19 protein-coding genes and 1 tRNA gene are annotated in these 19,175 nt (G+C 70.2%); 9 read left to right on the forward strand and 11 right to left on the reverse strand.

Features of this window, described 5'->3' with window-relative positions; translation table 11 throughout:
• Positions 1–98 precede the first annotated feature (98 nt).
• Together ABD286_RS09345 and ABD286_RS09350 are read right to left on the reverse strand one after the other, a co-directional pair.
• Positions 99–1,175, reverse strand: coding sequence for an ABC transporter permease (locus ABD286_RS09345; protein WP_425565329.1), 1,077 nt, complete (start codon positions 1,173–1,175; stop codon positions 99–101).
• A complete protein-coding gene (locus ABD286_RS09350) occupies positions 1,172–2,689 on the reverse strand; it encodes a sugar ABC transporter ATP-binding protein (protein WP_344192474.1) in 1,518 nt (505 codons plus the stop codon). Before ABD286_RS09350 ends, ABD286_RS09345 begins: the two co-directional genes overlap by 4 nt.
• Positions 2,690–2,864: 175 nt before the next feature.
• On the opposite strand from ABD286_RS09350, the gene ABD286_RS09355 reads away from it, so the two are divergent.
• The 3 genes from ABD286_RS09355 (at position 2,865) to ABD286_RS09365 (ending at position 6,249) form a co-directional block, all read left to right on the forward strand.
• A complete protein-coding gene (locus tag ABD286_RS09355) occupies positions 2,865–3,998 on the forward strand; it encodes an ROK family protein (protein ID WP_344193337.1) in 1,134 nt (377 codons plus the stop codon).
• Between the two features lie 112 nt (positions 3,999–4,110).
• Complete coding sequence (locus ABD286_RS09360; RefSeq protein ID WP_344192476.1) at positions 4,111–4,980, forward strand: SDR family oxidoreductase; 870 nt, start codon at positions 4,111–4,113, stop codon at positions 4,978–4,980.
• A 48-nt stretch (positions 4,981–5,028) separates the two neighbouring features.
• A complete protein-coding gene (locus ABD286_RS09365; protein ID WP_344192478.1) occupies positions 5,029–6,249 on the forward strand; it encodes an MFS transporter in 1,221 nt (406 codons plus the stop codon).
• A gap of 330 nt (positions 6,250–6,579) precedes the next feature.
• Here the strand turns inward: ABD286_RS09365 and ABD286_RS09370 are convergent.
• The 4 genes from ABD286_RS09370 to tadA all read right to left on the reverse strand — a co-directional run bounded on the left by ABD286_RS09370 (position 6,580) and on the right by tadA (position 8,970).
• Positions 6,580–6,669: transfer RNA gene (locus tag ABD286_RS09370), tRNA-Ser, on the reverse strand.
• Between the two features lie 43 nt (positions 6,670–6,712).
• Complete coding sequence (locus ABD286_RS09375; RefSeq protein ID WP_344192480.1) at positions 6,713–7,753, reverse strand: metallophosphoesterase; 1,041 nt, start codon at positions 7,751–7,753, stop codon at positions 6,713–6,715.
• Between the two features lie 111 nt (positions 7,754–7,864).
• A complete protein-coding gene (locus tag ABD286_RS09380) occupies positions 7,865–8,497 on the reverse strand; it encodes a DedA family protein (protein WP_344192482.1) in 633 nt (210 codons plus the stop codon).
• Positions 8,494–8,970: a tRNA adenosine(34) deaminase TadA gene (gene tadA, locus ABD286_RS09385; protein WP_344193339.1), complete on the reverse strand. Its 477-nt coding sequence runs from the start codon at positions 8,968–8,970 to the stop codon at positions 8,494–8,496. Before tadA ends, ABD286_RS09380 begins: the two co-directional genes overlap by 4 nt.
• A 64-nt stretch (positions 8,971–9,034) precedes the next feature.
• Between tadA and upp the strand changes: the two genes are divergently transcribed.
• The 4 genes from upp to ABD286_RS09405 all read left to right on the forward strand — a co-directional run bounded on the left by upp (position 9,035) and on the right by ABD286_RS09405 (position 12,372).
• Complete coding sequence (gene upp / locus ABD286_RS09390) at positions 9,035–9,673, forward strand: uracil phosphoribosyltransferase (protein WP_344192484.1); 639 nt, start codon at positions 9,035–9,037, stop codon at positions 9,671–9,673.
• A gap of 119 nt (positions 9,674–9,792) precedes the next feature.
• On the forward strand, positions 9,793–10,008 hold the full coding sequence (locus ABD286_RS09395) for a hypothetical protein (RefSeq protein WP_344192486.1): 216 nt from the start codon (positions 9,793–9,795) through the stop codon (positions 10,006–10,008).
• Positions 10,009–10,015: 7 nt separating this feature from the next.
• A complete protein-coding gene (locus ABD286_RS09400) occupies positions 10,016–10,768 on the forward strand; it encodes a PH domain-containing protein (protein ID WP_344192488.1) in 753 nt (250 codons plus the stop codon).
• A 116-nt stretch (positions 10,769–10,884) separates the two neighbouring features.
• Positions 10,885–12,372 carry an amino acid permease gene (locus ABD286_RS09405; RefSeq protein ID WP_344192490.1) on the forward strand — a complete coding sequence of 496 codons (1,488 nt, stop codon included), beginning with the start codon at positions 10,885–10,887 and terminating at the stop codon, positions 12,370–12,372.
• Positions 12,373–12,436: 64 nt separating this feature from the next.
• On the opposite strand, the gene ABD286_RS09410 is transcribed toward ABD286_RS09405, so the two are convergent.
• Positions 12,437–12,817, reverse strand: a complete 381-nt coding sequence (locus ABD286_RS09410) for a VOC family protein (protein ID WP_344192492.1) — start codon at positions 12,815–12,817, stop codon at positions 12,437–12,439.
• A gap of 84 nt (positions 12,818–12,901) precedes the next feature.
• On the opposite strand from ABD286_RS09410, the gene ABD286_RS09415 reads away from it, so the two are divergent.
• On the forward strand, positions 12,902–13,306 hold the full coding sequence (locus ABD286_RS09415; protein ID WP_344192494.1) for a VOC family protein: 405 nt from the start codon (positions 12,902–12,904) through the stop codon (positions 13,304–13,306).
• 97 nt (positions 13,307–13,403) lie between these two features.
• Here ABD286_RS09415 and pntB read toward each other — a convergent pair whose 3' ends face one another.
• The 3 genes from pntB to ABD286_RS09430 form a co-directional block, all read right to left on the reverse strand.
• Entirely contained in the window at positions 13,404–14,783 is a 1,380-nt protein-coding gene (gene pntB, locus ABD286_RS09420; RefSeq protein WP_344192496.1) for a Re/Si-specific NAD(P)(+) transhydrogenase subunit beta, read from the reverse strand.
• A 6-nt stretch (positions 14,784–14,789) separates the two neighbouring features.
• Positions 14,790–16,328, reverse strand: coding sequence for a Re/Si-specific NAD(P)(+) transhydrogenase subunit alpha (locus tag ABD286_RS09425; RefSeq protein WP_344192498.1), 1,539 nt, complete (start codon positions 16,326–16,328; stop codon positions 14,790–14,792).
• 84 nt (positions 16,329–16,412) lie between these two features.
• On the reverse strand, positions 16,413–16,595 hold the full coding sequence (locus ABD286_RS09430; protein ID WP_344192500.1) for a hypothetical protein: 183 nt from the start codon (positions 16,593–16,595) through the stop codon (positions 16,413–16,415).
• 130 nt (positions 16,596–16,725) lie between these two features.
• Between ABD286_RS09430 and ABD286_RS09435 the strand changes: the two genes are divergently transcribed.
• Positions 16,726–18,084: an MFS transporter gene (locus ABD286_RS09435; protein WP_344192502.1), complete on the forward strand. Its 1,359-nt coding sequence runs from the start codon at positions 16,726–16,728 to the stop codon at positions 18,082–18,084.
• An 84-nt stretch (positions 18,085–18,168) separates the two neighbouring features.
• Here ABD286_RS09435 and ABD286_RS09440 read toward each other — a convergent pair whose 3' ends face one another.
• The gene (locus ABD286_RS09440) at positions 18,169–19,143 is read right to left on the reverse strand and encodes a pirin family protein (protein ID WP_344192504.1); all 975 of its coding nucleotides are present in this window, start codon (positions 19,141–19,143) and stop codon (positions 18,169–18,171) included.
• Positions 19,144–19,175 lie beyond the last annotated feature (32 nt).

Consider the following 19,175-nt stretch of genomic DNA (forward strand, 5'->3'; position numbering starts at 1 on the left):
TGGTGCTCGAGATGCGTTGGTGCGTATGGCGCGTGCGTGGGTCCGGTGGTGTGCCGAGGGGGTCCGCTGTCCGCGGTCAGGGAGCTCGGTGGGTGCGGTCAGGGAGCTCGGTGGCGGGCTGCGACGCGTTGCTGCAGCAGCACCGCGGCGACGATGATCAGTCCCTTGGCCACGTTCTGGGTCGACGTGTCGAGGTTGTTGAGCGTGAAGACGTTGGTCAGCGTGTTGAAGATCAGGACGCCGAAGACGGTGCCGACGATGGTGCCCCGCCCACCGCTGAGGAGCGTGCCGCCGATGACGACGGCGGCGATGGCATCGAGCTCCCAGAGCGAGCCGTGCGTCGAGGTGCCAGTGGTCGTCCGGGCCATGATCATCACCGCGGCGATTCCGCAGGCGACGCCGAGGAGGATGTAGAGGTACATCGTCTGGCGCTGCACCTTGATGCCTGCGAGCCGAGCGGCCTCGGGGTTGCCGCCGACCGCCAGGGTGCGACGGCCGAACGTCGTGCGGTTCAGCAGCAGCCACCCGGCCACCGCGACGAGGGCGAAGATGATCACCAGGACCGGGAGACCGAGAACGCGGGCGTTGAAGAAGTCGATGAAGCCGCGGTCGCTGACGATCTGGGTTCGTCGCTGGGCGATGATCTCGGCCAGACCTCGCGCGGCGGCGAGCATGGCGAGGGTGACGATGAACGGTGCGATCCGGGCGTAGGCGATGAGGGCCCCATTGACCAGTCCACAGGCCGCGCCCACGACGATCGCGGTGAACACCATGACGATCCAGTGGGTGTCCGCGGCCATGGACTGGGTGGCGAGCGTGGTCGCCCAGACCGAGGCGAGCGCCGCGATGGCGCCCACGGACAGGTCGATGCCGCCGCCGCTGATGACGAACGTCATGCCGATGCTGACCACGCCGATGACCGATGCGAGGCGCAGGATCGTGAGCGCGTTGTCGATGCTGGCGAAGCGGTCGCCGGCTGTCGCGACGCCGACGACGCACAGGAGCACCAGGGCGATGACGAGTCCGAGGTTGCGGCCGGCAGCGCCGGCGAGCACGGTGCCCAGCGGTCCGGGGCGGCCGGTGGACCCGACCTCCGCCGCCGGGGCGGCAGTCTCCTGACGGGCTGCCCCCTGGCTGGCCGGGTCGGGGGTGGTGGTCGTCGAGTCGAGGCTCACGCCGCGTCTCCTCTCATGATGATGTCGAGCACTGCGTGTTCGTCGATGTCGTCGGCCGGCCCCTCGTGCAGGACGCTGCCCTCGCCGATGACCAGGACGCGGTCGGAGAGGCCGAGGACCTCCTCGATCTCGCTGGAGACCACGACGACGGCCACCCCCGAGTCGGCCAGGCGTCGGACCAGGGCGTAGATCTCGGAGCGGGCCCCGACGTCGACGCCTCGCGTGGGTTCGTCGAGCAGCAGCACGCGGCATCCCCGGAGCAGCCAGCGCGCCAGCACGATCTTCTGCTGGTTGCCGCCGGACAACGTGCGCATCTCGCGGTGGATGCCGGCCGGACGCACGTCGAGGCTGCGGACCTGCTCCTCGGCGGCGCGGTTCTCGGCGTCGTGGTCGAGGAAGCCGCCCCGGGCGAAGCGCGACAGGCTCGCCATGCTGATGTTCCTCGCGACGCTGTCGCCGAGCAGGAGTGCCTGGCTCTTGCGCTCCTCGGGGCACAGCCCGATACCGGCCTGCACGGCTGCGCCGACCGAGCCGTTGCGCAGACGCGTCCCGTCCACCTCGACCGTCCCGGCCTGCGCCTTGCGGGCACCGAAGACGGTCTCGATGATCTCGGAGCGGCCGGCGCCGACGAGGCCGGCGAGCCCGAGCACCTCGCCGGGGCTGACCTCGAAGCTCACGTCGGCGAACTCTCCGGTGCGACCCAGGCCCTGCACCCGCAGGAGCGGCTCGGCGTCCGGCACCCCGGGACGGGGTGGGAAGACGTACTCGATGGAGCGGCCGGTCATCAGGCGGATGACCTCGGAGGTGGGCGTCTCCTTGGCGGGCAGCCCGGTGGCCACGGTGCGGCCGTCCTTGAGGACGGTGACGCGGTCGCCGATGGTGCGGATCTCCTCGAGCCGGTGGGAGATGTAGACGACGGCCACACCCTCGGCGGTGAGGTCGCGGATGACGTGGAACAACCGCTGCACCTCGCCGCCGTCCAGGACCGCGGACGGCTCGTCCATGATGATGAGCCGGGCCTCGTGGGAGAGCGCGCGGGCCATGCTGACGATCTGCTGGCCGGCGGCCGAGAGGGTCCCGACCTCGGTGGACGGCGAGATCTCCGGGTGGCCCAGCCGGCGCAGCAGGGCAGCGGCCTCGCGAGCGGTCTGGCGGCGCTGGGAGAAACCGAACCGCGTCCGCTCGTGGCCGAGGAAGATGTTCTCGGCGACGGTGAGCCCCTCGACGAGGTCGAGCTCCTGGTAGATCGTCGCGATACCGAGGTCCATGGCGGCCTGGGGGTGGCCGAGCCGGATCTCCTCGCCGTTCCAGGTGATGGTGCCCTCGTCGGGCTGGTGCACCCCGGCCAGGACCTTGATGAGGGTCGACTTGCCCGCGCCGTTCTGCCCTAGGAGGCAATGCACCTCACCGGGTCGCACGTCGAGGTCGACGCCGCCCAGGGCGAGCACGCCCGGGAAACGCTTCACGATGTCGGCCATCACCAGCAGGGGTGAGGCGCCGTTGCCTCGGTTCATGTTCGGGACGCTAACCGCACTTTTGCATGCGCGTCAAGCAAAAGTATGGGGCAATCGTAGAAGTTCTGGTTGGTGTGCTTGTGGAAGTCCGCTGTGCTTCACTACATCCGTGAACAGCGCAGGCCCCCTCGTGACGGTGACCGGGCCGTCCGGCGCCGGCGACCTCCTCCAGCTCATGCGCGACGGCACCCCGCGCACCCGCGCCGAGCTCATCGCCCTCACCGGGCTTGCCCGGTCGACGGTGGGCGCCCGTGTCGACGCCCTGCTGGGCGTGGGCCTGCTGACCCCCTCCGGCGAGGCTGCGAGCACCGGTGGCCGCCCGGCGGCCAGGTTCGCGTTCAACCCCGAGGCCCGCGTCGTCATCGGTGCGGACCTCGGCGCCACCCATGCCCTCGTCGCCCTCACCGACCTCAGCGGTCGGGTCATCGCGGAGAAGGCCGAGGCCATCGACATCACCCAGGGACCGGTCGTGGTGCTGGACTGGCTGGTCCGCACCGGCCGCGCCCTGATGCGCTCGGCGGGACGTCGGCGCAGCGAGCTCGTGGGCGTCGGCATCGGCCTGCCCGGACCCGTCGAGCACTCGACCGGCCGCCCCGCGTCGCCGCCGATCATGCCGGGCTGGGACGGCTACGACGTCCCCGCCCACGTGTCCGCCGGGCTCGGCGGTCCGGTGCTCGTCGACAACGACGTCAACATCATGGCCCTCGGCGAGCACGCCTCGATCTACCCCGACGTCGAGCACCTCGTCTTCGTCAAGGTGGCGACCGGCATCGGCGCGGGCATCGTCAGCGGTGGACGCCTGCACCGCGGCGCCCAGGGCTCCGCCGGCGACCTCGGCCACGTCGCAGCACCGCACGGTGGCGACGTCCTCTGCACCTGCGGCAACCTCGGCTGCCTCGAGGCTGTCGCCAGCGGCCCGGCGATCGTGAAAGCCCTTCGCGCGCAAGGGATCGAGGCCACCGACAGCCGCGGTCTCATCGCCTTGGCCAAGGCCGGCGACATGGCTGCCTCGTCGGCCATCCGTCAGGCCGGACGGGAGATCGGCGAGGTCCTCGCGACCTGCGTGAGCATGCTCAACCCGTCGGTCATCGTCGTCGGGGGGATCCTCGCGCAGTCCGCCGAGAGCCTGCTCGCCGGTGTGCGGGAGATCGTCTACGGGCGGTCCCTGCCCCTGGCGACGGGGAACCTCCAGATCGTCGCGGCACGCACCGGCGACCACGCCGGTGTCATCGGCGCGGCCACCATGGTGATCCAGCACGTCCTGTCGGCCGACCAGGTCGAGCAGTACCTCGTGAACACCGCTTCCTGACACCACCGACGATCGTCACCCGGGACTCCGGCTGCCGGGATGCTCCGGTCGCCAGACCGGGGGCACAGGTGCCGGCTGATTGGGACGGGCCCCGGCCGGGTACCCCCACTGCATGCCCACCACAGACCGCGCAGACCTGTCCGCCATCCCCGCCCAGTCCCAGGAATGGCCGGGCACGACTCGCGACCTCGACCCGCCGGCCGACCACGGCGAGCACTCGTGGACCGCGCGGGGCCGGCTGACGGGCAAGCGGGTGCTGGTCACCGGCGGCGACTCCGGGATCGGCCGCGCCGTCGCCGTGGTCTGCGCCCAAGAGGGTGCTGACGTCGCCATCGCACACCTGCCCCAGGAGGAGGGTGACGCACAGGAGACGATCCGGCTCGTCGAGGCGGCCGGCCGACGCGGCTTCGCGTTCGCCAGGGACCTGCGCACCGAGGCCGCCAACGCCGAGCTGGCTCGGGAGGCGACCAGAGCGCTGGGCGGGCTCGACGTGCTCGTCTGCAACGCCGCCTTCCAGATGACCCATGACGACCTCGAGGCGTTCCCGCGCGAGCAGGTGCAGCAGACGTTCGAGACCAACGTCTTCTCGCCCTTCTGGCTGGCCCACTCCCTGGCCGAGGAGCTGTCCGACGGTGGCTGCATCATCATGACCACGTCGGTGCAGGCCTACGCCCCCAGCGAGCACCTCCTCGACTACGCCTCGACCAAGGCGGCCCTGACCAACATGGTCGTCAACCTCGCGCAGGAGCTCGGCCCGCGCGGGATCCGGGTGAACGCCGTGGCTCCCGGCCCGATCTGGACGCCGCTCATCCCGGCCACGATGTCCCCCGACAAGGTGGAGGGGTTCGGCGCCGACACCCCGCTCGGCCGCGCGGGCCACCCCGTCGAGGTCGCCAGCGCGTACGTCTTCCTCGCCTCCGACGAGGCGAGCTACGTGTCCGGGACCGTCCTCGGCGTCACGGGCGGCAAGCCCGTCTTCTGACCCCAGGGCGACGGTCGGCCGGCGCTGCCCGACCCGTAGCGTGGGCGGGTGGCCGAACAGAGCAACGTCCCCGCCGCCCCTGCTCCCGGGATGAGCCGGGCGCGGACGCTGCTGTTCGCCGTCGCCGGCGGTGCCGCCGTGGGCAACCTCTACTGGGCCCAGCCCCTGCTCGAGGAGATGGCTGCGGCCCTGCGGGTCTCGCAGGCGGTGGCCGGCCTGCTCGTCACCGTGACGCAGATCGGGTATGCCGTCGGGATCTTCCTCGTGGTGCCTCTCGGCGACGTGCTCAACCGTCGCCGGCTGGTCCCGGGTGTGCTCGTCGCCTCCGGTGTCGCACTGTTCGCGGCAGCCGCGGCACCGACCTGGACGACGGCCCTTCTCGCGCTGACCGCGGTCGGTCTCACCTCCGTGGGTGCCCAGCTCCTCATCCCCCTGGCGGGGGATCTCGCCGACCCGCAGGAACGTGGCCGGGTCGTCGGCACGATCGTGTCCGGCGTGCTGGTCGGGATCCTGCTCTCCCGGACGATCAGTGGCGTCGTCGCGGACCTGTTCGGCTGGCGAGCCATCTACGTGCTCGCCGGTGTCCTGGCCTGGGCATTCGCCGCGGTGCTCCTGCGGGTGCTGCCGACCCTGCCGTCGCGCGACCACCTGCCGTACGGTCGGCTGCTCGCCTCGGTCTTCACCGCCATCCGTTCCGACCGGGCCGTCCCCGTCACCCTGGTGCTGGGCTCGTCCGGCTTCGCCGTGTTCACCTTGCTGTGGACCGCGATGACCTTCCTGCTCACCGCGCCTCCGTTCTCCTACTCGCTGACCACGATCGGGCTGGTCGGGTTCGCGGGTCTGGCCGGCGCCCTCGCGGCCCGGGGCGCGGGGCGGCTGCACGACCGGGGCCTGTCCGTCCCCGTGACCGGCGCCGCGCTCGCCCTCGCACTCGCCTCGCTGGCCCTCGCGGCGCTCGGCCAGCAGTCGATCGTGGTCCTCCTCGTGGCCGTCGTGCTGTTCGACGTGACCACGCAGGCCGCGATGATCCTCAACCAGACCCGACTGCTGTCCATCGACCCCGAGGCACGCAGCCGGATGAACACCGCCTTCGTGACCGCCAACTTCATCGGTGGCGCGATCGGCTCGGCCATGGCCGGGGTGCTGTGGCACCACGGTGGCTGGCGCTCCGTGATGGCCGGCGGCGGCGGCGTCCTGGCGCTGGCGCTGGTGGTCTGGTGCCTCAACCGGCGCACGCTCGCCGCCGTCAGGCCCGCACCCGCAGCCTGAGCCTTACGGCGCACGAAGGGCCCAGCCGATCTGGACCTGCACCCACAGCAGGACTCGGTCTGGCGGTTGCACCCGGCCAGTCGGCGACCAGCCGACGATCACCTCGGCGCACTCGCGCCGCTGCTGAGCACGCGCCATACCTCCGAGCCATGGTGGTTGGTCGTCCGCTGGTCGATCGTGGGGGACGGGCGGCGGGTCGTGGGGGGGTTGTGACGGTGGGAACCGCCCTCGTGTCCGGCTCCTTCGTCGTCCGTGCGCTCCGGCGCCCTGCATCCCCTCGCCACCCGCCGACAGGAAGACCCCCGGTCGCATGCTCCCGGGGGTCCCTGTTGGCGGTGGCGGTGGGATTTGAACCCACGGTGGGCTTTCACCCACACACGCTTTCGAGGCGTGCTCCTTAGGCCGCTCGGACACGCCACCGCGGAGCACGTTACTAGAGCAGATGGCGACCGGCGAAATCGCCTCAGCCGGAGTACGGCACGCGAGTCCAGCCGAGCGTCGACGCGGCACCGGGACGGTTCACCGTGACCTTCAGCCAGTCCTTGTTGTTGTCCGACCCGTCGACCGTGATCCGCTCCAGGGCAGGGGCCGGCGACGTGACCCCGTACCGCTCCAACCAGACCGAGCCCGGTGCGAGCGGACGGTCGGAGTTGTAGATGTGCGAGTCGCCGTTGACGAGGTAGACGTCGCCACGGAACCGGTTGGTCTCCTCGGCGAGCGCCTGCACGAGCGGACGGAAGGCCGATATGTCGGTCGGCGCCGGCGTGTAGGTCGGGTCGAACATGTCGGCCTGCTGCAGCACGACCACCGCCCGGTCGTGGCGCTGCGTGGCCTGCGCGAACGTCTGGCGCAGCAGCGCGATCGAGGCCGCCATCCGCCCCCGCTCCTCGGCCACCTGCGCCGGAGTGGCAGCCGTCTGCCCGAGACCGGTCCACGGCGCGAGGTCGTTGTTGCTGCCCACGACGTGCAGCGTCGCGAAAGAGACCCCCGCGCGTCGCAGCTGCACGTTCTCCGGGTATGCCGCATCCGGGACGGAGACCCGCGCGGGGGCTCCCAGCGTGGTCCCGGGGCGGTCGAAGAACACCGACCGGTCGAAGGCGAGGCGCTCGAGCGGGTCGTAGCCACCGTTGTTCGCCCGGTGGCAGTCGGTCCACTCGTTGTCACCGGGCGTGTAGACCAGGGGGTCGGCGAACCGTTCGAACTGCGTGCGAATCATCCGGTAGTAGGCGTCGTCGCAGCGGGTGGAGCCGTTCTTGATGTCGCCTACGTGGAAGACGAAACCGACCTGCGGGTCGGCGTTGATCTGGTCGATCCAGCCGGGGAACCTCGCGACCTGGTCGGCGCCGTAGGGGACGTCGCCGATCACGGCGAAGGTCTCGTGGCCGGGCTTGGCCTGACCGGGCGCCTCGGCCCGGGCGGTCGCGGGAGAAGCGGCGACGAGGCTGCCGGCCAGCAGGGCTAGGCAGGCGGCAAAGACGAGCGGTCGGCGAGAGGTGGATGGCACTGGGGAGCTCCTGTCAGAGGGGACAGGAGAGTTCTTGCCGATGCCGGTGAACACCGGACCCCCGGCAGGGTGGCCGGCGAGTGAACGATCCCGCTGCCGGCCGGGGAAAGGTCAGGCGGTCTCGGGACGGCCCTCGGAGCGGTGGCGGCGGACCGCCCAGACGACCACGGCGACCAGCACGATGACGCCGACGATGATCGCGGCGCCCTTGCCGAGCCACGCCTCGACCTGGTGGTACGACTCGCCGGCGAGGTAGCCCGCCGTCACTGCGGTCGCGCCCCACGCGATCCCGCCGACGGCGTTCCACGGCAGGAACACGCGGTACTTCATCCCGCTGAGCCCGGCCAGCGCCGGCATCACGGCCCGGAAGAACGCGGTCCACCGGCCGAGGAAGACGGCCGAGCCACCCCGACGCTGGAGGAACTCCTGCGCCTTCTCGAGCTTCGCTCGGCGCCGGTCGAAGATCTTCGACCCCATCACCCGCGGCCCGAACAGCTTGCCGATCTCGTAGCCCACGGAGTCGCCGACGATCGCGGCGACCACGACGATGGCGAGCACCACCCACAGCGAGGTGTGGCCGAGGCTGGCGGTGACGCCGCCGATGATGGCCAGGGTCTCGCCCGGCAGCACGAACCCCACGAACAACGCGTCCTCGGCGAACACCACCACCGCGACGAGGAGGTAGACCAGCCACGGGGGTGCGCCGAGCACCGTGTTCACCAGGCTGTTGACCAGACCGCTCATGGTCCTGCTCCCTGCTGCGTCCGTCCAAGGGGGGCCTGCTGCCCCCGTCGTCCCTCGAAGAATGACAACAGGACCTGTGAGCACTCTGATTCCCGGATGCCGCCGACCACCTCGACCCGGTGCGTTGCCCGTCGGTCGCGGACGATGTCCCAGACCGAGCCGGTCGCCCCGAGCTTGGGGTCCCACGCGCCGAGCACCAGCCGCGAGACCCGGGCCAGCATGAGGGCGCCTGCACACATCGGGCACGGCTCCAGCGTCACGACCAGGGTGCAGCCATCCAGACGCCAGGACCCGAGACGGCGAGCGGCGTCCCGCAGGGCGACGACCTCGGCGTGGGCGGTGGGATCGTGCTCCACCTCGCGCAGGTTGCGGCCGACCCCGACGACCTCGCCGCCCGCCGACACGACCACCGCGCCGACCGGGACGTCCCCGTCCTCGCCGGCCCCGACCGCCAGCGCGAGCGCCTGACCCATCCACGCGGCGTACCGCTCGTCAGCGGCTGGTCCGCGGGTGGGGGTCACGCGCTAAGTTTCGCCTATGCGCGTCCACGTTGCCGACCACCCGCTCATCACCCACAAGCTGACCTACCTGCGCGACAAGCGCACGGACAGCCCCACCTTCCGGCGGCTGACCGAGGAGCTGGTGACGCTGCTGGCGTACGAGGCGACCCGCGACGTGCGCGTGGAACCCTTCGACATCGAGACGCCGGTCGCGCCGACCACGGGCATCAAGCTGTCCAACCCCAAGCCGCTGATCGTGCCGATCCTGCGCGCCGGCCTGGGCATGCTCGAGGGCATGGTCCGCCTCCTCCCCAGCGCGGAGGTGGGGTTCCTCGGTATGCAGCGCAACGAGGAGACGCTCGAGGCGATCACCTACGCGAACCGCCTGCCCGACGATCTCAGCGGCCGCCAGTGCTACGTCGTCGACCCGATGCTCGCAACGGGCGGCACGCTGGCCGACGCCATCCGCTACCTCGCCGACCGCGGCGCGGACGACATCACCGCCGTCACCCTGCTGGCCGCCCCCGAGGGCATCAAGGCCGTCGAGGAGGCGCTCGCCGACCTCGACATCCCGATCAACCTCGTCACCGGCGCCCTCGACGAGCGCCTCAACGAGAAGGGCTACATCGTGCCCGGCCTCGGCGACGCGGGCGACCGCCTCTACGGCGTGGTCTGACTCACCGACCCACCCCGCCCCGAGCCACCACTCCAGTCCACCGCCCCGTAGTCGGCGGACGGTCCTCGGCGCGCCTGTCCGGCTCCGGCAGGCTCATCGGACACGATGGTCGCTGAGGTGTGCCCGTCCGGCGTGTCCTCGCCCGCCACACCAAGGAGACGACGATGAACCGCGTGAAGAAGATCCTCCTGTGGGTCCTCGTCGCGTTTGCCATCTACGCGATCATCACCTCGCCCGACCAGGCCGCCGAGATCGTCAAGACCTCGTGGTCGATCCTCGTCGACGGTGTCCGCAACATCGGCAACTTCTTCGACGCCCTGCTCGGTCGCGAGTAACCCGCTGATGGCCGCCCGGGCCGCCAGCGAGCGCCGCCACGCCGAGCTCGACCGCTACCTGCTGGACGGCGAGCGGCTCGTCACTGCGGTCCACCAGCACTGGGGCAAGGTCGCAGAGCCCGTGGGCAGCGCGATCGCCGGCCTGGCAGTGGCCCTGTGGGTCGACATCAAGATCACGCCCTCGCTCGGCGTCGTCAGCACCGTCGTGTGGTGGGCGTGGTTCGCGCTCGTGCTGCGGATGGCCTACCTCGTCGCGGAGTGGCGCCACGACTGGTTCGTCGCCACCGACAAGAGGCTCCTGCTGTTCTACGGGTTCATCACCCGCAAGGTCTCGATGATGCCGCTCGCCAAGGTCACCGACATGTCGTACGAGCGCTCGATCCCGGGACGGCTCCTCGGCTACGGGCGGTTCGTCATGGAGTCCGCCGGGCAGGACCAGGCCCTGCGCGAGGTCAACTGGGTGCCCCAGCCCGACCACCACTACCGCGCCATCTGCGCGGAGATCTTCGGGGTCACCGACCACGACAGCGAGGTCATCGACGAACGCTGGGACGGCGGCGTCCCACCATCTCGCCCGCTGCCGGATCCCTATACGGGGTGGGACGATCCGCGTCACGGCACCACCGACCCCAACTCGCTCTACCGCAGCCCCGACCTGCGAGCCCGTGACCGCAGCGCCGACACGGGTCCCATCCCGATCCAGCCCCGTCGGCAACCCCGACCGGCGCCCCGGCCCGACCCGCGCCACGACGACGACTGAGTCGCACCAGCAGGACCCGGCTCTGCACGGGTGGGCGTCATCCTGCCGTCACCGCTAGCGTGATCTGTCGTCCGGGCCGCCCAGGCGGCCGCGCAGTCGGCCGGAAGGTGATCCACATGTCCGTGATGAGGACCAAGTCGATCGAGCAATCGATCAAAGAGACAGACGACCCGGAGTTCCAGCTCAAGAAGAAGCTGTCCGCCCTCGACCTGACCGTCTTCGGCATCGGCGTCATCATCGGTGCGGGCATCTTCACGCTCACCGGCCGCGCCGCGGCGCAGTACGCCGGACCGTCGATCGCCCTGTCCTTCGTGCTCGCCGCGATCTGCTGCGGCCTGGCAGCGCTCTGCTACGCCGAGTTCGCGTCCACCGTGCCGGTGTCCGGGTCCGCGTACACGTTCTCCTACGCCTCGCTCGGTGAGCTCGTCGCCTGGATCATCGGCTGGGACCTGCTGCTGGAGCTGATGCTCGGCGCCAGCGTGGTGGCCCAGGGCTGGTCGCAGTACGCGACGCTCTTCCTCGAGAAGATCGGCTTCACGATCCCCGAGTCCGTGGCGCCCGGGTCGGCCTTCGACCTCCCGGCGTTCGTCCTCGTCGCCGCCCTCACCGCCCTGATCGCCATCGGCATCAAGGAGTCGCTGCGCGTCAACCTCGTGCTCGTCGGCGTGAAGCTGTTCATCGTGCTGTTCGTCATCATCGCGGGCCTGTCGTTCATCAACACCGACAACTACCGCCCGTTCATCCCGCCGGCAGCAGCAGGCGAGGCCACCGAGGGCCTGGCCGCGCCGCTCATCCAGGTGCTGTTCGGGCTTGAGCCGACGACGTTCGGCATCCTCGGCATCGTCTCGGGTGCCTCGATCGTCTTCTTCGCCTACATCGGCTTCGACGTCGTGGCCACGACCGCGGAGGAGGCCAGGAACCCCCAGCGCGACCTCCCGATCGGCATCATCGCATCGCTCATCATCTGCACGGTGCTGTACGTCGCCACCACGCTCGTCATCACCGGCATGGTCAAGTACGACAAGATCGACCCCGAGGCGGCGCTGGCGTCGGCCTTCGAGTCGGTCGGCAAGCCCGGCTACGCCACCCTGATCGCGGCCGGTGCCGTGGCCGGCCTGATGACGGTCGTGATGACCCTGATCATCGGCGCCACCCGCGTCACGTTCGCCATGTCGCGCGACTGGCTGCTCCCGCGCCAGCTGGGCAGGGTCAACCCGAAGACCGGCACCCCCGTGCGCCTGACGCTCATCATCGGCACCCTGGTCGCGCTCATCGCGTCGCTCACCCCGATCGGCAAGCTCGAGGAGATGGTCAACATCGGCACCCTGTCGGCGTTCGCGCTCGTGTCGCTGGCGGTCCCGGTGCTGCGCAAGCGTCGCCCCGACCTGAAGCGCGCGTTCACCGTGCCGTTCTCGCCGGTGCTCCCAGTCCTCGCCGCGCTGATCAGCGTCTACCTCATGCTCAACCTGTCGGTGGAGACCTGGCTGCGCTTCCTCATCTGGATGGCGCTCGGCTTCGTCATCTACTTCACCTACGGCATCCGCAACAGCCGCCTGGCCCGTCGCGGCAGCCAGGAGCCGGCACAGGAGTCGTCCCGCACCTGAGGCCCCACCGCCTCGGACGAGGGGTATGCCGCGTGGTCACCACGCGGCATACCCCTCCTGCGTGTCAGCCCCAGTTCGCCGCGAGGGTGAGGCAGAACGGGTGGCCGGCCGGGTCGAGGAGCACGATCCAGTCGGTCGACGGCTGGTCCGCTGGTTTGGTGGCCCCCAGCTCGGTGAGGTCTGCCTCGGCCCGGGACAGGTCCTCGACGGCCAGGTCGAAGTGGAACTGCTTGGTCCCCGACTCGTTCGGCCAGGGCGGAGGGGTCCAGCCCTCGACCTTGCCGAAGCCGATCCGCTGCTCCCCCAACGTGACCATGGCGTACTCGTCCTGGGCGTGGGCGACCTCGCCACCCAGGGCCGCGGCCCAGAACCTCGCCTCCGCAGCCGGGTCGGTGCAGTCGATGGTCGTCATGGCCAGGGTGGCCGGAGCGGTGCTGGTGGGCATGGGTCCTCCTCGGACGGTCGTCGGTGGCACCCCCCACCTTCGCGGACCCGGGGAGGTGCTGGCTACGGCTGGCACACTCCTTCCATGAAGCTCGCCGTCGTCCTCGACTGCACCGATGCCCCTGCTCTCGTGCCGTTCTGGGTCGCCGCGCTCGGCTACGAGCACGTCGCCTCCGTTCCTGGGTTCGAAGTGCTGGCTGCCGGCACGGAGCCCCAGGACCCGATGTTCCTGCTCCAACAGGTCAGCGAGCCCAAGGTGGGCAAGAACCGCATGCACCTCGACGTCCACCCGCCGCTCGACCTCGGGGTGCCTGCGCTCGTCGCCACGCTCGAGTCACTGGGCGGACGACGCCTCGGCCCGCCCGTCACCGAGCTCCTCGACGTGCTGGGTATCTGGTGGCAGACGATGGCCGACCCGGAGGGCAACGAGCTCGACGTCGTCGCCGATGCCGGCCACCCGCTCCCCGTGACGCCGGGGCCGACGGGTTGACCGATGCCCCGACCGAGGGGGCGAACGAGGGGTGCTGCACCACTACGTTACTGAACGCACTCCGCGTTCAGTAACGTAGCGGCGCCGAACACCTTGGCTAGAGCGCCTTGATGATGTCCTCGACGCGTTCCTTCGCGTCGCCGAAGAGCATCTGGCTGTTCTCCTTGAAGAACAACGGGTTCTGCACCCCGGCATAGCCCGTGGCCATCGAGCGCTTGAACACGACGACGTTGCGCGCCTTCCAGACCTCGAGCACGGGCATGCCGGCGATCGGGCTGCCGGGGTCCTCGGCGGCGGACGGGTTGACGGTGTCGTTGGCCCCGATGACGAGGACGACATCGGTGTCGGAGAGGTCGCCGTTGATCTCGTCCATCTCGAGGACGATGTCGTAGGGCACCTTGGCCTCGGCGAGCAGCACGTTCATGTGGCCGGGCAGGCGGCCGGCCACGGGGTGGATGCCGAAGCGGACGTTCACACCCTTCTTGCGCAGCTGTGACGTCAGCTCGGCGACGGGGTACTGCGCCTGGGCGACCGCCATGCCGTAGCCGGGCGTGATGACGACGCTCGACGCGTCGCGCAGCAGCTCGGCGACGTCGGCCGCGATGGTCTCGCGGTGCTCGCCGTAGTCCTTGTCCTCCCCGAGAGACACCTCCTGGCCGAAGCCACCGGCGATCACCGAGACGAACGACCGGTTCATGGCCTTGCACATGATGTAGGACAGGATCGCGCCGGAGGACCCGACGAGGGCGCCGGTGACGATGAGCAGGTCGTTGCCGAGCATGAAGCCGGCGGCCGCGGCGGCCCAGCCGGAGTAGCTGTTCAGCATCGAGACGACGACCGGCATGTCGCCGCCGCCGATGGAGGCGACGAGGTGCCAGCCGAACGCGAGCGCGATGACGGTCATGAGCAGCAGCGGGATGATCGAGTGCGACTGCACGAACCACACGAGCAGCAGCGCTGACACGACCAGCGCGGCGAGGTTGAGCCAGTGCCGGGCGGGCAGCATCAGCGGCGAGGACTTGATCCGGGCCGACAGCTTGAGGAACGCCACGATCGAGCCGGTGAACGTCACCGCACCGATGAAGACCCCGAGGAACACCTCGACGCCGTGCACGGTGTCGGCGCTGTCGCCCTCGGTGAGGAACGAGTTGATGCCGACGAGCACCGCCGCCAGGCCGACGAACGAGTGCAGCATCGCCACGAGCTCGGGCATCTGCGTCATCTCGACGACACGGGCCCGCCACAGGCCGATGGCCCCACCGACCGCCATGGCGACGGCGATCAGCAGGAACGTGGTGAGCGGGTGCGCCGACCGGTCGAGGACGCCCCACACGGTCGCGGCGAGCGCGAGCGCCATACCGGTGACTCCGAAGGCGTTGCCCTGCTTGGCGGACTCGTGCTTCGAGAGCCCGGCGAGGGAGAGGACGAACAAGACTGCCGCGACGATGTATGCCGCCTGGACGAGGTTCTGGGTCATCGCGGCTCAGTCCTTCCGGAACATCTGGAGCATGCGACCGGTGACGGCGAACCCGCCGAAGATGTTGATGCTGGCGACGGTGATGGCCAGCAGGGCAAGCACCTTGACGACGTAGTCGTCGCTGTCCACCTGCAGGAGGCCGCCGACGAGGATGATGCCGCTGATCGCGTTGGTCTCGGCCATGAGTGGCGTGTGCAGGGCGTGGGCGACGTTGGAGATGACGTAGAAGCCGACGATGACCGCGAGCGCGAAGACGGTGAAGTGGCCGAGGAAGTCGGCGGGCGAGTTCGCTGCGACGAGGCCGAAAAGCACTGCGGCCAGGGCCATCCCGACGTAACGGCGCCTCGGGTCCGGTGGCGGTTTCGGGGCCGCGGGCTCGGGTCGCGGCCCCGCGGGGGTGGTCGAAGTGGGCGCCGCACTCACCTGCACCGGCGGCGGGGGCCACAGGGTCTCGCCGTCGCGGCAGACCGTCATCCCCCGCTGGACCACGTCGTCGAGGTCGAGGACCACGCGGCCGTCCTTGCCGGGGGTGAGCAGCTTGAGGAGGTTGACGAGGTTGGTGCCGAACAGCTGGCTGGCCTGGGTGGGCAGCCGACCGGGCAGGTCGGTGTAGCCGATGATGCGGACGCCGTTGGCCGTGGTGACGAGCTGGTCGGCGACAGAGCCGGCGACGTTGCCGCCATTGGCCGCCGCCATGTCGACGACCACCGAGCCCGGCTTCATCGTGGCGACCATCTCCTCGGTGAGCAGCCGCGGCGCCGGACGTCCGGGGATGAGCGCGGTGGTGATGACGATGTCGACGTCCTTGGCCTGCTCGGCGTAGAGCGCTGCGGCCTTGGCGTTGAAGTCCTCGCCCATCTCCTTGGCGTAGCCGGAGGCGGACGGCCCCTCGTCCTCGACGTCGATGCGCAGGAACTCCGCGCCCATCGACTCGACCTGCTCACCCACCTCGGAGCGGGCGTCGAAGGCTCGCACGATGGCGCCGAGGCTGCTCGCGGTGCCGATGGCAGCCAGCCCGGCGACCCCGGCACCGACCACGAGGACCTTGGCCGGGGGGACCTTTCCGGCGGCGGTGACCTGGCCGGTGAACAGGCTGCCGAACTCGTGGGCGGCCTCGATGACGGCTCGGTAGCCGCCGATGTTGGCCATCGACGAGAGGACGTCCAGGGACTGGGCGCGCGAGATGCGCGGCACCGCGTCCATCGCCAGCGCGGTGACCCCGGCGGCGGTGAGCTTCTCGACGAGGGCGGGGTTGAGGGCCGGGGAGACCAGGGAGGCGAGCAGGGAGCCGGGGCGCAGCAGTCCGATCTCGGCGTCGTCGGGGGCGTTCACCTTGAGGACGAGGTCGCCCGCCCACGCGTCGGCGCCGTCCACGACGGTGGCGCCCGCGGCGGCATACGCCTCGTCGGAGAAGGAGGCCCTTCCACCGGCGCCGCGTTCGATCACGACGTCGTACCCGAGGCCGATCAGCTGCCCCACGGTCCTGGGCGTCGCGGCGACCCGGGTCTCCCCCGGCTTGGACTCTGCTGGCACACCGATCAGCACTGCTGCTCCCGTCGTTGGGGTCCGCGTGGACGCCAACCTAGGGGCAAAGCCGGGCCGATTGGGTGAAGCTGTGAGGCGTCAGGCTCAGAAGAGCAGACCGGTGACGATGAGGGTCATCAGGGCGATGAGGGTGATGGCGCCGAGGAACAGGCTCCCCCCGATGTCGCGCTGCGACTCCTCGTAGGGGCGGTCGCTGTGCAGGTAGTCGTGGGGGTAGGTGTCGGGGTGGCCGCGACGGGCGCGAGTGCGGGTGGTGTTGGTGGTCATGCCACTCCTCTCCTTTCGTTACGATACGCACCGTATCGTATCTTTCAGTGTCCGGCCACCCCGATGAGAAATCCTCTGCCGTCCGGTCTGCACCACTGACCGCACGACCCGTGACGACGAGGATGACCCCATGGCCACCGACCGGCTGCGCTGGAGCGACCCGTTCCTGCCGACCTTCCTCCAGCTGCTCGTCAACGTCCTGCTCGTGTCGGTCATCAACTTCACGGTGTGGTTCGCCATCACGTTCTTCGTCTACCTCGAGACGAAGTCGGTGTTCGCGACCGGCATGATCGCCGGCATCTTCCTCGTGTCGATCGTGGCGACCGGGATCTGGTTCGGCAGCCTCGTCGACCACCACCCGAAGAAGCTGGTGATGCAGGCGTCGGCCTTCGTCTCGCTCGGCTTCTACGCCCTGTGCTTCGCGATCTACCAGGTGACGCCGCGGGAGGAGTTCACCGACCCGACGAGCGGGCGGCTGTGGGTGTTCGTCGTGCTGCTCATGGCGGGCGTCATCGCGGGAAACCTGCGGACCATCGCCCTGCCGACCGTCGTCACCGCCCTGGTGCCCGAGGCCAAGCGCGACCGCGCCAACGGGCTCGTCGGGACGACCTCCGGCATCGCCTTCCTGGTCACCTCGGTCATCAGCGGCCTGCTCGTCGGCGCCAACGGCATGTTCGGCGTGCTCGTGCTGGCTCTCGTCGTGCTCGGCGCGGCCGTGGTCCACCTGCCGTTCGTCCGCGTCCCCGAGGCGGTCGAGCGCGCCGCCGACACCTCCGACCACAAGGTCGACCTGCGCGGCACGGTCGCCGTCGTCCGCGGCATCCCCGGGATGTTCGCCCTGATCGTCTTCTCGGCCATCAACAACTTCCTCGGCGGCGTCTTCATCGCCCTCATGGACGCCTACGGCCTGTCGATGGTCTCGGTGCAGGCGTGGGGCCTGATCTGGGGAGCACTCAGCAGCGTGATGATCCTCGGCGGCCTGCTCATCACCCGAACCGGGCTCTCGTCCAACCCGGTCCGCCTGATCCTGCTCATCAACCTGGCGCTGTGGACCACCACGGTCGTCTTCCCGCTGCGCGACTCGATCATCTGGCTGACCGCGGGAATGGTCGTCTACATGGCGCTGATGCCCTACGTCGAGGCCGCCGAGCAGACGGTCCTGCAGAAGGTCGTCCCGTACGAGCGGCAGGGGCGAGTGTTCGGGTTCGCCCAGAGCGTGGAGCAGGCCGCCTCGCCCCTGACGGCGTTCCTCATCAGCCCGTTGGCGCAGTTCGCGTTCATCCCGTTCATGACCGATGGGCGCGGGGCGGACTGGATCGGCGGCTGGTTCGGCACCGGCCCCTCGCGGGGGATCGCGCTGGTGTTCGTCCTCAGCGCGGTGCTCGGCCTGGTGCTGACCGTGGCCGCGCTGGGCAGCCGCTACTACCGGGAGCTCAGCACGAGGTATGCCACCGCGCCAGAGCCCAGGGACGTCGCCGCAGCCCCCTGATCGAGAGTCTTTGAGCGATCCGACGCGTCATGACGCGCCGGATCGCTCGAAGACCGCCAGAGCAGAGGGGGTATGGCGCGTGGGTCAGGCGGTGCCGGAGACGTCACCGTGCGGGACGGGCTGGCCGAGGCGCCCGGCTTGGTAGTCCTCGAACGCCTGCACGAGCTCGGCGCGGTTGTTCATGACGAACGGACCAGCCCACGCGACGGGCTCGCGGATCGGCTGGCCACCGAGGACGAGCAGGTCGAGGCCTGCGGCATACCGCTCCTGCTGGGTGCGGGCCGAGGACACGCGCAGCGCGTCGCCCTTGCCGAGCACCGCGAGCTGGCCGGGGCCGATGGGCGTCTGGTCGGGACCGACGAACCCGTCACCGCTCATGACGTAGACGAGCGCGTTGAAGTCCTTGCGCCAGGGAAGGACCAGCTCGCCGCCGGGCGCCACGGTCGCGTGGACCATCGCCATCGGGGTGTGGGTCGAGCCGGGGCCGGTCACGCCACCGACCTCGCCGGCGATGACACGCACGAGCGAGCCGCCGTCGCTGGAGGTCAACAGGCCGACCTCGGAGGAACGCAGGTCCTGGTAGTGCGGGGCCTTGAGCTTGTCGACCTTGGGCAGGTTGACCCAGAGCTGGAAGCCGTGGAAGAGGCCCCCGCTGACGACGAGCTGCTCCGGCGGTGCCTCGATGTGCAGGATGCCCGAGCCGGCGGTCATCCACTGGGTGTCGCCGTTGGTGATGGTGCCGCCGCCGCCGAAGGAGTCCTGGTGGTCGAAGATGCCGTCGATGATGTAGGTGACGGTCTCGAAGCCGCGGTGCGGGTGCCACGGCGTGCCCTTGGGCTCACCGGGCGCGTACTCGACGGCCCCCATCTCGTCCATGTGGATGAACGGGTCGAGGTCGCGCAGGTCGACGCCCGCGAAGGCGCGCTTGACCGGGAAGCCCTCACCCTCCATACCGGACGGGGCGGTGGACACGGCACGGACCGGGCGCTGGACGGCCGTCGGAGCGGGCGCGGGGACGCGCGGCAGGACGGTCAGGTCGGCGACGGTGACAGCAGGCATCGGACTCTCCTCAAGATCGTTCAATATTCAAC

The sequence above is a fragment of the Pedococcus aerophilus genome (assembly GCF_039532215.1).
GTDB lineage: Bacteria > Actinomycetota > Actinomycetes > Actinomycetales > Dermatophilaceae > Pedococcus > Pedococcus aerophilus.

Excerpts from the sequence above, each read along its gene's own strand:
- ABD286_RS09405 (WP_344192490.1), top strand. The coding sequence starts at position 10,885 with ATGTCCGTGATGAGGACCAAGTCGATCGAGCAATCGATCAAAGAGACA.
- ABD286_RS09440 (WP_344192504.1), bottom strand. The coding sequence starts at position 19,143 with ATGCCTGCTGTCACCGTCGCCGACCTGACCGTCCTGCCGCGCGTCCCC.
- ABD286_RS09430 (WP_344192500.1), bottom strand. The coding sequence starts at position 16,595 with ATGACCACCAACACCACCCGCACTCGCGCCCGTCGCGGCCACCCCGAC.
- ABD286_RS09400 (WP_344192488.1), top strand. The coding sequence starts at position 10,016 with ATGGCCGCCCGGGCCGCCAGCGAGCGCCGCCACGCCGAGCTCGACCGC.
- tadA (WP_344193339.1), bottom strand. The coding sequence starts at position 8,970 with ATGGGTCAGGCGCTCGCGCTGGCGGTCGGGGCCGGCGAGGACGGGGAC.
- ABD286_RS09410 (WP_344192492.1), bottom strand. The coding sequence starts at position 12,817 with ATGCCCACCAGCACCGCTCCGGCCACCCTGGCCATGACGACCATCGAC.
- ABD286_RS09350 (WP_344192474.1), bottom strand. The coding sequence starts at position 2,689 with ATGAACCGAGGCAACGGCGCCTCACCCCTGCTGGTGATGGCCGACATC.
- ABD286_RS09360 (WP_344192476.1), top strand. The coding sequence starts at position 4,111 with ATGCCCACCACAGACCGCGCAGACCTGTCCGCCATCCCCGCCCAGTCC.
- ABD286_RS09355 (WP_344193337.1), top strand. The coding sequence starts at position 2,865 with ATGCGCGACGGCACCCCGCGCACCCGCGCCGAGCTCATCGCCCTCACC.
- ABD286_RS09380 (WP_344192482.1), bottom strand. The coding sequence starts at position 8,497 with ATGAGCGGTCTGGTCAACAGCCTGGTGAACACGGTGCTCGGCGCACCC.
- upp (WP_344192484.1), top strand. The coding sequence starts at position 9,035 with ATGCGCGTCCACGTTGCCGACCACCCGCTCATCACCCACAAGCTGACC.
- ABD286_RS09415 (WP_344192494.1), top strand. The coding sequence starts at position 12,902 with ATGAAGCTCGCCGTCGTCCTCGACTGCACCGATGCCCCTGCTCTCGTG.
- ABD286_RS09435 (WP_344192502.1), top strand. The coding sequence starts at position 16,726 with ATGGCCACCGACCGGCTGCGCTGGAGCGACCCGTTCCTGCCGACCTTC.
- pntB (WP_344192496.1), bottom strand. The coding sequence starts at position 14,783 with ATGACCCAGAACCTCGTCCAGGCGGCATACATCGTCGCGGCAGTCTTG.